The organism is Chloroflexota bacterium, assembly GCA_014360825.1.
Classification (GTDB): domain Bacteria; phylum Chloroflexota; class Anaerolineae; order UBA2200; family JACIWT01; genus JACIWT01.
The window spans coordinates 1-14,639 of sequence record JACIWT010000003.1; the positions used below are offsets into that span (position 1 = coordinate 1).

Below are 14,639 nucleotides of genomic sequence, written 5' to 3' on the forward strand. Positions count from 1 at the left end.
CTGATCCAAAACCACAAAGGCCATTGTGAGGAGAATGCACATGTCGAACGCTCTCACCGCACCGATGACGATGAATTCTACATCCCCAGAGCGCTTGCTATTCACAGCGAGCGGGATTTGCTCGACGAAGCCCTGGGCTATCTCTACTACTACAACAACGTACGAGAACACTCCTCCCTGGGCTACCAAACACCTTTTGCCCACCTCAAGGAGCAATTGCCAGAGATCGATGAGAACATCAGGTTGGTCGTACCTTTTATGCTCGACAAAGTCGCCGTTGAACTAGGCCCTTGGAGTGGATACCATGTGCTGGCACAGCACCCAAATGACTCGCACCGCTGAGGAAACCATCACTAGTGATTGCTCTCCCTTGGGCCATTCGCCCGATCTACCCACTTGCGAAAAAGGTCCGTTGGAGTATAATGACCTCTGAAGAAATCAATCTTTGGATAGGGGGAAAGAATGGGTGGTCCTAAGATCGCATTCTATATCGGCCCTATTGGCATTGCTTGGTATGGCATTATCTTGGTCGCTGCGACGTTAGCAGGAACCACAGTCGCCGCTTACGAGGCCAAGCGTCGTGGCGACAACCCAGATCACGTCTGGAATGGTGTTCTGTTGGCGTTGGCCTTCGGCATGATCGGGGCGCGGTTGTATCATGTCCTCTCAGCGTGGGACTATTACAGCCGGAACCCGCTCCAGATATTCAACACTCGCACTGGGGGGTTGGGTATTTTCGGGGCCCTTGCTGGCGGCTTGCTGGCGCTGTGGATCTACACTCGACGCAATAATCTGAGTTTCTTTCACTGGGCTGACATCGCTGCGCCGGGAGTCGCCCTGGCTCAAGTCATTGGCCGTTGGGGCAATTTTGTTAACCAGGAACTCTATGGTTACCCGACTAACGTACCCTGGGCCATCTACATTGACCCAGCCCATCGCTTACCCGGCTTTGAGAGTTACGAGCGCTTCCACCCGACTTTCCTCTACGAATCATTGTGGAGCCTGGGCAATTTCCTCTTCCTGATGTTCGTGGCCCGTCGGTTCAAAGAACGCCTCCTCGATGGCGACGTCTTTTTACTCTATTTCATCAACTATGGTGTCGGGCGTTTCCTGGTGGAATTCCAGCGACCAGATGCCTGGCGCATCGGTGGCATTGCTACTGCCCAGATTGTGGGGTTAGTGGCTGCCGCAGCATGTTCCGTAGTCCTGTGGCATCGGCACCGCGCCCTACCGCATCGGACAACCGAGCACGAGGGCCCAAGCCTGTAGGTGTGGGCAGGGGGCATCCGCTGGGCCCCAGGCGAAGTTTGGAACGATGCCATGAAAAAGCAGCGATTGTGGGCCATCCGGCTGACACTTATGCCGACTCTGGCGGTGAATCTCCTGTCCGGGCTCTCATGGGCTCTGGCTCCCGAGGCCGTCATGCCGGGCTTCGAGGTGGAGGGTATCGGTGGGCGGGTGTTGGTACAGGCATTCGGCATCTCACTTGCCCTCTCCACAATGCCGTATGTTGCGGCATGGTCGAATCCATACCGCCATCTGCTATCTTTCGTTTACGTCCTACTATTTCAATTGTTGGGGACGTTGGCGGAGATAGTGGTTATCACCACCCTGCCACCTGGGCATGAGGTATTGCGAACCACAGGGAAATTATTCATTACCGTAGATGGAGCAGGGTTTCTGCTCCTGTTAGTAGGCTTTGTTCTGACGTGGCAGGGCCGAGGGAAGCGAGTTTGAGTCTGCGAAGACGAACTTGTTGATCTTAGAAAACGAGAGAGAATAGAGGGTGTAATGAGAATCCACGATCCATTGTCAGAGGAACTTGTTTTGGTGCGTGGTTTGCTACCCAGCCTGGTGGCAGCGATGGAACGCACTGTACCCTACGCTGCTGCCTGGGTCTCACGCATGCAAGGGCTCCAGATCATAGTGAGCGACCGCGAACAACATATCGCTGAGGTACTGCCCAGCCAGGGCGCAGTCTTCACCGCCTGGAACGGCGAGTTTCTGGAAGAAGCGGCTACTAGTGATCTAAGCCGTGGGATACTCGAGAAAACCGCCCTCGATCTGGCAAAATGCATAACCTTCAGGCACGGGGCCGACGGCATCGACCCTGGCGACGCACTTACACAGGAGTATGTAACCCGAGTGAAGATGTGGCCCAGCGACCTCTCGCCTCAAGAGCGCCTGGAGTTCTGCATCGATTTGCATGCCCGCACCCGGCGACTTGACCCGCGCATCATCAATGTACAAGTGCGCTACACCGATGGCGCGATAGCCACCGTCTTCGCCAATCGGGCAAAATTGCTTTCCCAATTTGTGCAGCGCGTGCGACTCCTGGTTCTCGTGATGGTGAGCGATGGCGAGAAAATGCGCTACGACTATCTTTCCCGCGACGGTACTGGCGGCATGGAATTGCTAGAGGTCAGCGACGACGACTTGCGGAGGCTATGCGACACCGCCGTAGCACTTCTATCTGCTGAAAGAATCGAACCGGGCTTCTACAATGTAATCTGTACACCAGACGTGTCTGGCGTGATGGCGCACGAAGCCTTTGGTCACGGCGTGGAGATGGACATGTTCCTGAAAGATCGTGCCAAATCACGGGAGTTCTTGGGTAAGCGCATTGCCCCGCCACATGTGAATATCCTGGATGATCCTTCGTATCCGGGTGGCTTTGGCAGTTACTTTTTCGATGACGAGGGGCAACTTGCCTCCCCCACATACATCATTCGCGATGGTATCTTCGAGCGTGGTCTAACTGACCTGTACTCGGCGCATGTCTTAGGTTTTCCGCGCAGCGCCAATGGCCGCCGTGAGAGTTTCGCGCGCAAAGTCTACGCCCGGATGTCCAATACTTTTTTCGGAAGGGGAACCACACCGGTAAGCGAAATGGTCGCCAGCATGGAACGGGGCATCTACCTCAAGCATGTCTCCAGTGGTATGGAAGACCCCAAGGGGTGGGGTGTGCAACTGACATGTCACTATGGCGAGGAAATAGCGAATGGCAAGCCAACAGGACGGCTCTTCCACCCAATCGGTGTCACTGGCTACGTGCCAGACGTGCTGAACAGCATTAGCATGGTGGGCAACGACTTTGCGCTGGATGGTGGAAATTGCGGCAAGGGGCACAAAGAATGGGTGCCGGTTTCATCAGGCGGTCCACATCTGAAAATGAAAGTGAGATTGGGGTGATGTTAGATAGTGTAGCAGAATTACTGAATGAGCAACGTGGTGTAGATGATTGGTTAGCCCGCGAAATTGAGAAAACCAGCACCCAGGTCTATATAATAGGCGAACGGCCCGAAAGCCGACGCACCGTGTTCAACCACTTGGTCCAGGTAAAGGTATTTAATGATCACGTGGCTCCAGATACCGGTGACCGAAGCCGTGGCTCTGCTGTTTTCACTGTCCTTTCCTCAGACAAAGATAACGTACCTACTAAGATAGCCGATGCTGTTTCCATCGCTCGACTGACACATAACCAACCGTATGGTCTTCCTGGTCCCGCAATGTATCCAGAGGTGCCCATCGTGGATGAAGATATATGCCACGCACCGTTGGACGTCGCTGAGCGACTTACTGAACAGTTGCACCGTGCCTTGCGTGATGAGAAAGGCGTCCGACTTTCTAGCGCGGAAATTTTTGTCCAATCCTCACACTTGCATCTGCGCAACAGTCGGGGTATTGACGCCGTTATGGACAGCACAAGCCTATTGCTTGACCTAGTGCTCCTTGCGCGTAGAGACAATGGCGAAATGGAGTCACATGTTGCTCTGGAACGCCGCCGTAGCGCTGACCTCGACATCTCTGCCCTGGTGCATCGCTACGCCCAATATGCCCGGGATTCGTTGGAGGCTATCCTCCCCGCGACCGGTCGCTATCCCGTTGTGGTGAGCCACGAGGCGCTCGCCGAACTATTGTTTGGAGAGGGCTCCTCGCCGCTTGTGTTCCGCACTGCAGCGGAGCAGAAGTATCAGAAAGTAAGCCCTCTGGAAGTGGGTGAGAGCATCTTTGGCACAATTCAGCCAACCGGCGATCCCATTACTTTCTACTCTAATGCTGTCCTGCCCTACGGCATGCGTAGCTGTCGCTTCGATGAGGAAGGATTACCAGGCCAGAGAGTTATCATCGTGGAAAGCGGCACGTTGCGACACTTTTGGGCCCCTCAACGCTACGCTGAGTATCTGGGCGTCTCGCCCACCGGTATTTTTGGCAACCTGGAGATGGTTGGAGGCACCACGCCGATGGCTGACCTATTGCACAGCGACGGACGTATGTACCATCTAGTGGGTTTCTCGGCCATGAATCCGGATCCGATCACCGGCGACTTTGTGGGCGAGATCCGCCTGGGATATGAGATAAACGGCAACCGCAAAAGGGCCATCAAGGGTGGCTCAGTCAGCGGCAACTTGTTCGATGCCCTTGCGACAGCGCGGCTCTCAGAGGAGTCAGTTTTTCTGGGTAACTACCAAGGCCCCGTCGCGGTACTTTTCCCCTCATTGACCATCTCTGGTGCGTAAATAGTCGTCAGAGATACAATTCGGTTTCTTAGGGGTTTGCAATTCGTTTCTACTATTCTGTAACGCTGTAGATCAGTTTTGCCAAATGTACATAAATATGCTATAATAAAATTAAATAAATGTTCAAAACAGGAGTCTGAGATCACACGCCACGCGGCGGGTCAGCGGAACAATGAATTAGGAGATTGCGTTTACAAATCATAAGATGAGTCCCTAACTTTGGGGCAAGGAGGAACAACAATGACGGAAACAACAAGGACCCCATCGAAAAGCACCCGCCCCGTATCCCCCCTATGGCTAGCTCTCCTGATTGGCGCTATGGTTTTGGCTGTGGTGGCGTCACCACTGACCGGCTCAGGAGCAGCATCGGCTCAGGAGTATCTTCGCTGGCGCGGCGAGTACTACGACAACGAGGCACTTCAGGGAACCCCCCGACTAGTTCGCTACGAGAATGAGATCAAGTTCCGCTGGGGGTCTGGCCGACCTGCCGCTGACTTCCCGAAAGACCACTTCTCTGCCCGTTGGACCGCCATGGTCTTTTTCGAGCCCGGGCGCTACCGCTTCAATGCCTATGTGGATGATGGCGTGCGCGTGTGGTTGGACGGCCAGGAAATCCTCAGCGCCTGGTACAGGCAGCCAGTGACCCTCTATCGCACCATCGTGGAAATCTCTACTGGATACCACGACTTGAAAGTCGAGTATTTCGAAAACATCGGCGATGCCATCTGCGAGGTGTGGTGGGAGAAAGAGGCTCCACTGCCTCCCCACGAGGGCGAACTATGGAGAGGGGAGTATTTCGACAACCGTGATCTCAATGGTTTCCCCGTCTTAGTTCGCAACGACTCCGAGGTCAACTTTGACTGGGGCTACGCTGCGCCTGGCCCTGGGGTTCCCGCCGACAATTTCTCGGTGCGCTGGACCCGCTATATGTGGGTGGAGAACCGAACGACTTTCACCTTCTACGCTCTGCACGACGATGGCTTGCGTATGGCGGTGGATGGGTCCTGGATCATCAATGCCTGGTACGATCAGCGCCCGACCACGCATCAAGCGACCGTAACTCTCGACCGGGGCTGGCACACGTTACAAGTGGACTACTACGAGCACACCGAGGTGGCCATCGCGAAAGTGTGGTCTACACCGGGGATCGGGCCTGGGGTCACCCCAAGTCCCACTGTCTGTCCGAGTGAGGTCGTCATAGACGATTACTATGGCTCGGGCTTCTACCGGTACGGCCCGAACGAAGGTTGGTTCTCCGGTTGGGTGGGGTACCAGGGACACGTCTATTGGACGTATAACAGTTATTCCGACGTGATCAACTACGCTCGTTGGAAACCCAACCTGGTCTGCCCGGGCAACTATGAAGTCTATGCCTACATCCCCCGCCAGTATGCTGATACGACTGGAGCGCGGTATCAGATACACCATAGCGGGCAAGACCACTACAAGGTCGTCAACCAGTCCATCTACTTCAATCAGTGGGTCTCGCTGGGTACATATTACTTCACCGCTGATGGCAGCGAGTACGTCCAATTGGCTGATCCGACCTACGAGTACTATCTTTCACGCAAACTCGGGTTCGATGCCATGAAGTTTGTGCGGCGAGGTGCACCAGCCGCCACGCCTGTGCCAACCGTGACCACTATACCTACGGCGGGGCCTACACCCACTGCAACCAGCACGAGCGCACCGATACCTGTTTGCACACAACCTCTGGTTGGTGGCTTCGCGACGGTTTGGAATACACACTCCGAGGTCCGGACTGGATTGGGCTGTCCCATTGCCCCTGAGGCCAGCATCCAAAGCGCCGAGCAGACCTTTGAGAATGGCTATATGTACTGGCGCGCTGACCTTAGCTACATATACGTGCTGTACACAAGCGATCACACTTGGGCCCAGTACGTAGACTATTGGCATGAAGGCGATCCGGAGTGGGATCCCAGCATCGTCCCACCCGCTGGCCTCTACCAGCCCAAGCGGGGCTTTGGCAAGGTGTGGCGTGAGCAGCCTGGCGTGCGCAGCAAGATCGGCTGGGGCACTATCGAGGAACGCGCTCTATCTGCTGCCTACCAGTCATTTGAGCACGGCCTCATGATCTGGAGCGCCACGCAGGGCGTTTTTGTGCTATACGATAACCATACCTGGGCAAAGTATTAGGATTCGACACGCTCTTTAGACAGAGGCGGGGTTAAAAGCCGGCTCAAAATTGGCTCGGCCGTAGGGTTTTACCTAAATCATGTGCGATGGGGATGCAACTGCAAGGGTTGCATCCCCAAAGATGATGCCTGGTGAACTAAGAGCCAGGCATTTTTGGGATAGGCTCCTGAGAGTCATGCAAACCAACATCCTGCTTGTCGAAGACGAAATAACCCTTCTCGATACTCTAAGATATAATTTGGAGAAGGAGGGCTATACTGTCTCCACAGCCACCGATGGTGTACAGGCACTGGAGATAGCCCGCCGTGACAAACCTGACCTCATCATTTTGGACATCATGCTGCCCGAGTTGGATGGGCTTTCAGTCTGTCGGATCTTGCGGAAGGAAATGAGCGTGCCCATTATCATGCTCACTGCCCGCGGCGGAGAGGTGGATAAAATCATCGGCCTGGAAAGCGGGGCCGACGATTACATTACCAAGCCCTTCAGCCTAGGAGAGTTTCTGGCACGCGTCCGTGCTGTGTTGCGCCGGGCACCATCAACCCCCGCGGATCGCTTGGAATCAGGGGACCTCGTCGTGGATCTCATCGGCCGCCGGGCTTACCTCGGAGATAAGGAGCTGAACCTAACCCACAAAGAATTCAGCCTCCTTGTGGAATTGATGCGTCATAAAGGCGTCGCTCTCTCCCGGGACCTGTTGCTTACGCGGGTATGGGGCTATGAGTATTACGGTGACAGTAGAACGGTGGATGTACATATCCGCTGGCTGCGAGAAAAGATCGAACAGGATCCCTCCGTTCCTCAGAGAATCCAGACCATTCGCGGCATTGGCTATCGTTTCGAGGGATAGGCTATGGCCGCGAATTGGTTTTATCTCTTTGCCCTAATCGCTGGGCTCCTTCTGGCTTATGCCTTCTACCAACTGCACTGGCTCAGGCGACGCCTCGCTGCGGCTGGAGAACACGTCGCCGAATTGACCCATGATCTTCAGGCTGAAGCAGTGAGAACTGCCTTCTACCAGGGTCAGTTGGAAGCCATCGGCGATGCCATTTCAGATGCTCTCTTCGTTGTGGATGAATCCCGCTGCGTGATCTCTCTGAATGAGGTCGCTGCTAACCTATTCCCGATCGAACACCCTATCGGCCGTCCGTTCATCGAGGTAATCCGCGACCACGAGATCCATCAGTTACTCGGGGAAACCTTGGCTGGACATGTAGGCCTCGTTCGCCAGATTTATTTAGATGACCGCGTGTTCCTTGTCCGCGCTGTGCGCTTCAGATCGGACGGGAGCAAAGGAGCAGTTATCACTCTTCGTGATATCACTGAATTAACCCGCTTAAGCCGCGCCCGCCGCGACTTTGTCGCCAATATTTCTCATGACCTTCGCACACCCTTGACCACCATTCGCCTTTTGGTAGAAACCTTGCAGCGCGGTGCGGCAGGCGATAAAAAGCTCTGGTCACAGTTGGTGGAGCGTATTTCCGCTGAGGTGGACATGTTAGAGCGGCTGGCGCAGGAGTTACTCGACCTCTCGCAACTGGAGTCTGGCAAGGTGCTGCTGAAGTTGACCCCCGTGTCTTTGGCACAGGTAGTAGATGAGGTAATTGATCACCTGGCCTCTCTGGCCGAGAGGAAAGGAATAACTGTTTCTTCGAAAGTAACGCCCTCCAGCCTGGCGCTGGCTGACGGCGAGAAATTATCACAAGTGCTCACCAATTTGATTCACAACGCCATCAAATTCACGCCGAACGGGGGGCGCGTTGTGGTGGACGCACAGGCCAATGATGAATGGTTGCAGGTGAGCGTAGAGGATACAGGCATTGGCATTCCGGCACAGGAACTGCCGCGCATCTTTGAGCGTTTCTACACAGTAGACCGCGCCCGAAGGCGCGCCGATAGCGGCATGGGGCTCGGCTTGGCGATCGCCAAACACATTGTGGAAGCACACGGGGGCAGAATTTGGGCTCAGAGCGACGAAGGCCGTGGCTCGACGTTCTACTTTACAGTGCCCCGGGCCGAACCATCTTCGTCTCCGGAAAGCGGGGCATAACCCAAATCGCTGCTGGTATTGCGGCGATGGGTCGCATTCTGATCACAACAGTGCCCGCCCGGCCTCCATAGCCGCCTCGTATACCCGCATAAGTGGCTCCCCCGACTCCCGGGCCAGGCGCGCACAATCCTCATATTCAGGTGAGGCGCTGACTGGCTGTCCGGCCAGGTATTTCACTTTGATTCGTACCGGACCCCAGGGAGTTTCCACGGTTTGATCGCTCGTCCTCCAGGCTACATGGCGCTGCAGACGAGTTTGACGCAGGCCAAGGGTGGTGGTCTCCTGCAATATGATCTCTGCGACTGCCCCCACGCGCTCTGGTGTGGCTAGGGCGGATAACAGAATGCCAGGTCGGTTCTTCTTCATCTGGATGGGCGTGAACCACACATCCAACGCCCCAGCAACCAAGCACCGTTCCATTGTGTAACCCAACACCTGGCCCGTAGTGTCGTCCAAATTACACTCTAAGAGCACAACCTCATCGCGCTCTGCTATCTCTAATAGCGGTTCTCCGAGGACCACACGGACTGCATTTGTCCACGGCAGTTCTCGGTCTCCAAAACCGTAGCCCACCCTGTGCACGCTCATTGAGGGTTGATCGAAAGTGGCGAACTCAGCGAGCAGCGCAGCTCCAGTCGGTGTAAGGAGTTCGGTCTCCACAGGGGTAAACTGGATTGGCGCTCCCACTTCGGCCAGTATCTCTAATGTAGCCGGGGCGGGGATGGGCAAAGGTCCGTGTGCCGTTTCCACCATTCCGCTGCCGGTGGGGAGGGTCGAGGCATAGACTGTGTTCACGCCCAGTCGGTGAAGTCCGACGACGAAGCCCACCACATCCACAATGCTATCCACGGCGCCGATTTCGTGGAAGTGTACTTCATCGAGCGGAATGCCGTGCACCTTCGCTTCAGCCCGAGCCAGCCGCTCAAATACGGCGATGGCACGTGCAACCACCTGAGGGGCGAGTGTGCTCTCTTGGATAAGCGCACGGATTGCCCTTAAATCACGGTGCGGTTGGTTAGTGCTCTGGTCTACGGTCACGCGCAGTTTCGTGCCGCTTACACCACGCCGCACTTGCCGCTCCGTCGAAAGCGTGTAGCCCCCCAAAGGCAATTTCCCCAGTTCTGTCTGTAGGATATCAAGCGATAACCCGGCATCCACCAAAGCACCCAGTAACATATCGCCGCTCGCGCCTGAGTAGCAGTCGAAGTATGCGATTACCCTATCTGGCAATTTTCACCCCCTTCGCGCCGCCGCGACGCGGTTAGCGATCCGCGCCGCCACTGCCCCCGCGCCGATGCCATTGTCAATGTTCACCACGCACAACCCTGGCGCACAGGTCTGTAGCATTGAGAGCAGCGCTCCCACGCCCTCGCCACCCAAGCCGTAGCCCACGGACGTGGGCAGTCCGATCACTGGTATATCTACCAACCCTGATACCACCGAAGGCAGTGCCCCATCCATTCCTGCAGCGACGATGAGCACGTCCACGCCTTCCTCTTTCACCATATGCTCCAGAGGCCCAAAGAGGCGGTGCAGCCCGGCCACGCCCACATCGTAGGCGTTGTAAACGGCGCAACCAGTCTCGCGGCAGACGAGTGCGGCTTCTTCGGCGATGGGTACGTCGGCCGTCCCTGCAGTGATGATGCCCACCCTCCCGCCAGTTCGTGGCACCGATTGCCCACTCCTGCGGAGGATTGCGGCTCGGGGCGCAGCATACCATTCAAACATTGCATCTGAACTGAACTCAGTTCTGAGCCGTGCCTCCAATGTTGGTGGCACGCGGCTGATGATAGCCCGGCCCTCTTGTTCGAGAAAACGCCGCGCGATGACGATGACTTCTTCCTCCGCCTTACAATCGGCCAAGATGATCTCGGGTATGCCACACCGTTCGGTGCGCCCGAAATCTGGACAGGCAAAATCGTTCGGTGTCTGTATTTCACTACCTGTTGAGGACATCGTTCATGCTCCCTGATTTGAAAGCGCCCAAATCCAGCGCTACATATATGTAGCCCAGCTCGCGCAAACGCTGCACAACGCGTTGTCGATTGCCTTCCGCAGCGAGGAGTGGAATAGCCTGGGGTTCGACCTCCAGTCGGGCAATGGCGTCATGGTGACGGACGCGCACTTGTCCCAATCCGAACTCACAGCGCAGGAACTCTTCTGCTGCTTCGACCCGGCGTAACGCTTCTGCCGTCAGCGGCGTGCCGTAGGGAAAGCGCGATGCCAAGCAGGCCATGGCTGGCTTGTTCCAAGTAGGCAGGCCACGTTGTTTGGACAAAGCACGGATATCGGCTTTTGTTAATCCGACCTCTGATAGCGGTGCCCGCGCCCCCGATTCTCTCGCCGCCTCTATGCCAGGGCGGTAGTCACCCAAGTCGTCCGCATTCGCGCCATGGATTACGTGACGCAACCCTCTCTCTCGTGCTATCTCCCACAGCCGGGTCATGAGTTCTCGCTTGCAGTGGTAACAACGGTCCGGCAAGTTTCGGGCGAACTGTGGATTATCTAATTCATTGGTCTTTATCACTTGGTAGGTCGCCCCCAGGTGTTTGGCCACTGCTTGCGCCTCCTCCAATTCGCGGCGTGGATAGCTCTCCGAATCGGCGATGACCGCCAGGACGTTCTGTGGTTTCAACACTTCAATACACACTGAAAGCAAGTACGTGCTATCTACGCCGCCAGAGTAGGCCACTACCACGCTCCCTAATTCCTTCACAATACTTCGTAATCTCGCTAACTTCTCGTCTTCACCCATTGCTGTGTATCTCCTCACCAAAGCAAAGACCACCGCCCCCGGCCTCCTGGCCAGGTCGGTGGTCTTCATGACCACGTTCTCCAGCAGATCCCTTATGTTGCTCGGGTTATAGGTTGGGAACCCTTTTCAGGCTTGGCTCACTGGCGGACTCAGTCTCGCCTGACGCACGATTTCATCAATGGCAGACTCGATGTGTTCGCCCAGCGACTTGGGCTCAATGCCCATAATTTGCAGATGCGACTGTTCCACCGGCAATAGAAGTTTCACGCCGGGCGCGGCTACCACTGTTTGGGCGATCTCGGGTGTGATCTCGCCCAGCATTGAATTGGGGATCACGATGCCAATCGGCCCGACGATGAAATCCGCCGACTGCACAGTAACGCGGATGGCATTCTCCCCACTCGCACCTCTATTAGCGCGGGCTTTTAGCATACGCTCCGTGGCGATGGCATTCGTGCCCAGAGCGATAATTTCCACCTGACGCGGCAGGGCACTTCGGAGGCGGCTTACTATCTCGGCTCCCAAACCCCCGCCAAGCCCATCAATCACGGCCACAACGATTTCCCCCCGGCCTTTTTCCATAAGCCTGTCTCCGATTCGGAATTATAGCGTGAGTAAATGTCGGCGGTCAAACACGCGATAGTCATCTGTGTTAAACAGACTTAACACAAATTTAAGGACGAATTAAAAAACAGTTAAACGGCATTTAAATGTACAGTGATATGATGGTGTTGCCAAAAGAACAACTGGATCAAAAATCGTGCAAACACACAGTGAGGAGGAAACAGAACAATGTTTCACAAGATCGTACGAATAGGTCTGGTCGCATTTGTAGTGCTCGGCCTTGTTGCGGGATGCGGCCCCGCTGCCACACCAACCTCGGCCGTCCCAACCCAGACCCCCCGCGTCATCGAGGGGCTTGTCACACCGACGCCGGAGCCAAAGCCTGCTCCCGGTTCCATTGCCTTGAACGGTGCTGGTGCAACTTTCCCGTGGCCAATCTATACGGAGTGGATTTTCGCCTACCAGTATGTTGATCCTTCTGTAACGATCAATTACCAAGGCATTGGTTCTGGCGGTGGAATTAAGGCGATCAAGGACGGGACCGTGGACTTCGCTGGTTCTGACTCGCTCTTGAAAGAGGAAGACTATGCCGAAAAACCAGATTTGCAGATGCTGCCTATCCTCGCGGGTGCTGTAGTTCCTATCTACAACCTTATCGGGAAAGATGGCGAGCCTATCCAAGACCTGATCTTGGATATACCAACACTCGTTGACATCTACATGGCCAAGGTCACGAAATGGAACGATCCGAAAATTGCGGCCCTAAATCCAGACCTGAGGGACAAACTCCCAGATGCGATCATCACTGCCGTGCACCGCTCCGATGGCTCTGGCACCACTGAGATTTTCACTACTGCACTAGCAGGTGTAAGTGATGAATGGGAAAACAGCGTCGGCGCTGGTAAGGCTGTGGAATGGCCAGTGGACAAAGCAGGGAATGGCATCGGAGGCAAAGGTAATCCAGGAGTCGCTGCGGCGGTGCAGAACACGCCCAACTCCATTGGCTACGTCGAACTGAGCTACGCGGTCTCGAACAATATTCCGTTTGCCAAGATGGTGAATGCCGCCGGCAACGTAGTGGTAGCCAATGCTGAGACTCTTCAGTCTGCCATGTCGGACTTCGGCACAGCCTTCGACGAAAGGCTCACCATCAAAAGCATCAGCAATGGCCAGGGCCCATATTCCTGGCCTATCTGCGGCTACACTTACCTCATCATAACTATGGAGCAGTCGGATTGTGCTAAAGCCAAGGCGTTACTCAACTACATTCGGTGGTCTTTGACCGATCCTGGCGCGGCCAAGCGTGCAGCGGACCTGGGATATGCCACCATACCTGAAGCGGTTCGCGATCTGGTACTCTCCAAACTGCAAGAGGTGAAATGCAACGGTCAGCCTGTGCTGTCCAGTGAGTAAACGCTCCATTGATCGAAAAGAAATACAAATGCACCGATATGTTGGGATAGCCCCGCGGCGTGTGGCGGGGCTATCCCCAGACGTGCACAAGTGAGGGAGTCACGCGATGTCAGTTTCTCAAAGAACGCTGAGGAAAGTGAACGGGCCATTTGCCGCTTTTGGTCGATGGCTCCACCACGGTGACACCCCCTGGCGGCTGTTGACCTTTGTGATGGCGCTCTGTATCCTATTGGTAGTGGTGGCGATAGGAGTATCACTGTGGCAACAATCTCGACCAGCCCAGGTCGCTTTCGGTTGGCAGTTCCTCGCTCCTACCCAAGATGCGTCGTGGAACCCAGTGCTGGACAAGTTCGAGGCCTGGCCCTCCATCTACGGTACGCTGGTGACATCGCTTATCGCAGTGGTTCTGTCAGTGCCGGTGAGCATTAGTGTGGCCATTTTCCTGACCGAACTTTGCCCTGCTTGGCTGCGCACACCCCTGGGCCTCCTTATCGAATTACTGGCTGCGGTCCCTAGTGTTGTCTACGGTCTGTGGGGCATGTTTGTATTCTTGCCAACGGTTGTAACCCCAATTGGTCAATGGCTGGAAAGCGCTCTGGGAACCCTCCCGATTCTCGACGGACTTTTCTCGGGACCCGTGCCGCTCTCAGGCCTCAGTCGACTGGGTGCTGGCTTCATCCTCGCGATCATGATTCTTCCCACGATCTCGGCTGTCTCACGGGATGTGTTGCTGGCCATTCCGCGAGCACAACGCGAGGCCTCACTCGCCCTCGGCGCGACACAATGGGAGACGATCTCGCAAGTGCTCATCCCCTACGGACTTTCCGGTATCCTCGGCGCTATACTTTTGGGCTTGGGCCGAGCGCTCGGCGAAACAATGGCGGTGACCATGGTAATAGGCAACAGTCTAGAACCCACATCTTCGCTTTTGCGCCCCGGCTCCACAATGGCCAGTGTGATTGCGAACGAGTTTGCAGAAGCAGTCAGTACACTGCACTCGAGCGCTCTGCTCGAGATAGGGCTCATTTTGTTTGCGATGACCCTCCTATTGAATGCGATAGCCCGGTTGCTCGTGTGGAGCGTCGCCCGACGAATCCCACAGGAGGCGTGCGCATGAATGGCACTTTGCTGAGGACAAGATCAGGCTTACTCAACCCCAGAGCGCGATATCGTGCTCGAT

General features: G+C 55.6%; 14 protein-coding genes. 10 read left to right on the forward strand and 4 right to left on the reverse strand.

Annotation, left to right across the window (positions count from 1 at the left end):
• The 8 genes from H5T64_02505 to H5T64_02540 form a co-directional block, all read left to right on the forward strand.
• Nucleotides 1–342: transposase (locus H5T64_02505; protein ID MBC7263211.1), on the forward strand; the 342-nt coding region annotated here is incomplete at its 5' end.
• Between the two features lie 120 nt (nt 343–462).
• Complete coding sequence (locus tag H5T64_02510; GenBank protein MBC7263212.1) at nt 463–1,269, forward strand: prolipoprotein diacylglyceryl transferase; 807 nt, start codon at nt 463–465, stop codon at nt 1,267–1,269.
• Nucleotides 1,270–1,320: 51 nt separating this feature from the next.
• The gene (locus H5T64_02515) at nt 1,321–1,737 is read left to right on the forward strand and encodes a hypothetical protein (protein MBC7263213.1); all 417 of its coding nucleotides are present in this window, start codon (nt 1,321–1,323) and stop codon (nt 1,735–1,737) included.
• A gap of 54 nt (nt 1,738–1,791) precedes the next feature.
• Nucleotides 1,792–3,192 (forward strand): TldD/PmbA family protein, encoded by a 1,401-nt coding sequence (locus tag H5T64_02520; protein ID MBC7263214.1) that lies wholly within the window; start codon nt 1,792–1,794, stop codon nt 3,190–3,192.
• Nucleotides 3,192–4,520: a hypothetical protein gene (locus H5T64_02525; protein ID MBC7263215.1), complete on the forward strand. Its 1,329-nt coding sequence runs from the start codon at nt 3,192–3,194 to the stop codon at nt 4,518–4,520. Before H5T64_02520 ends, H5T64_02525 begins: the two co-directional genes overlap by 1 nt.
• 240 nt (nt 4,521–4,760) lie before the next feature.
• Entirely contained in the window at nt 4,761–6,677 is a 1,917-nt protein-coding gene (locus H5T64_02530) for a hypothetical protein (GenBank protein MBC7263216.1), read from the forward strand.
• 175 nt (nt 6,678–6,852) lie between these two features.
• Complete coding sequence (locus H5T64_02535) at nt 6,853–7,527, forward strand: response regulator transcription factor (GenBank protein MBC7263217.1); 675 nt, start codon at nt 6,853–6,855, stop codon at nt 7,525–7,527.
• A gap of 3 nt (nt 7,528–7,530) precedes the next feature.
• On the forward strand, nt 7,531–8,727 hold the full coding sequence (locus H5T64_02540; protein MBC7263218.1) for a PAS domain-containing protein: 1,197 nt from the start codon (nt 7,531–7,533) through the stop codon (nt 8,725–8,727).
• Between the two features lie 42 nt (nt 8,728–8,769).
• Here H5T64_02540 and larC read toward each other — a convergent pair whose 3' ends face one another.
• The 4 genes from larC to H5T64_02560 all read right to left on the reverse strand — a co-directional run bounded on the left by larC (nt 8,770) and on the right by H5T64_02560 (nt 12,043).
• The gene (gene larC / locus H5T64_02545; GenBank protein ID MBC7263219.1) at nt 8,770–9,957 is read right to left on the reverse strand and encodes a nickel pincer cofactor biosynthesis protein LarC; all 1,188 of its coding nucleotides are present in this window, start codon (nt 9,955–9,957) and stop codon (nt 8,770–8,772) included.
• Nucleotides 9,958–9,960: 3 nt separating this feature from the next.
• Nucleotides 9,961–10,683, reverse strand: coding sequence for a nickel pincer cofactor biosynthesis protein LarB (gene larB / locus H5T64_02550; GenBank protein MBC7263220.1), 723 nt, complete (start codon nt 10,681–10,683; stop codon nt 9,961–9,963).
• The gene (larE, locus tag H5T64_02555; protein ID MBC7263221.1) at nt 10,667–11,482 is read right to left on the reverse strand and encodes an ATP-dependent sacrificial sulfur transferase LarE; all 816 of its coding nucleotides are present in this window, start codon (nt 11,480–11,482) and stop codon (nt 10,667–10,669) included. The genes larB and larE overlap by 17 nt, the downstream gene beginning before the upstream one ends.
• 126 nt (nt 11,483–11,608) lie before the next feature.
• Entirely contained in the window at nt 11,609–12,043 is a 435-nt protein-coding gene (locus H5T64_02560; GenBank protein MBC7263222.1) for a DUF3842 family protein, read from the reverse strand.
• Nucleotides 12,044–12,274: 231 nt separating this feature from the next.
• Here H5T64_02560 and pstS point away from each other — a divergent pair, with 231 nt between their 5' ends.
• Together pstS and pstC are read left to right on the forward strand one after the other, a co-directional pair.
• Nucleotides 12,275–13,459, forward strand: coding sequence for a phosphate ABC transporter substrate-binding protein PstS (gene pstS, locus H5T64_02565; protein ID MBC7263223.1), 1,185 nt, complete (start codon nt 12,275–12,277; stop codon nt 13,457–13,459).
• 106 nt (nt 13,460–13,565) lie between these two features.
• Nucleotides 13,566–14,576 (forward strand): phosphate ABC transporter permease subunit PstC, encoded by a 1,011-nt coding sequence (gene pstC / locus H5T64_02570; GenBank protein ID MBC7263224.1) that lies wholly within the window; start codon nt 13,566–13,568, stop codon nt 14,574–14,576.
• The last annotated feature ends 63 nt before the right edge of the window (nt 14,577–14,639 follow it).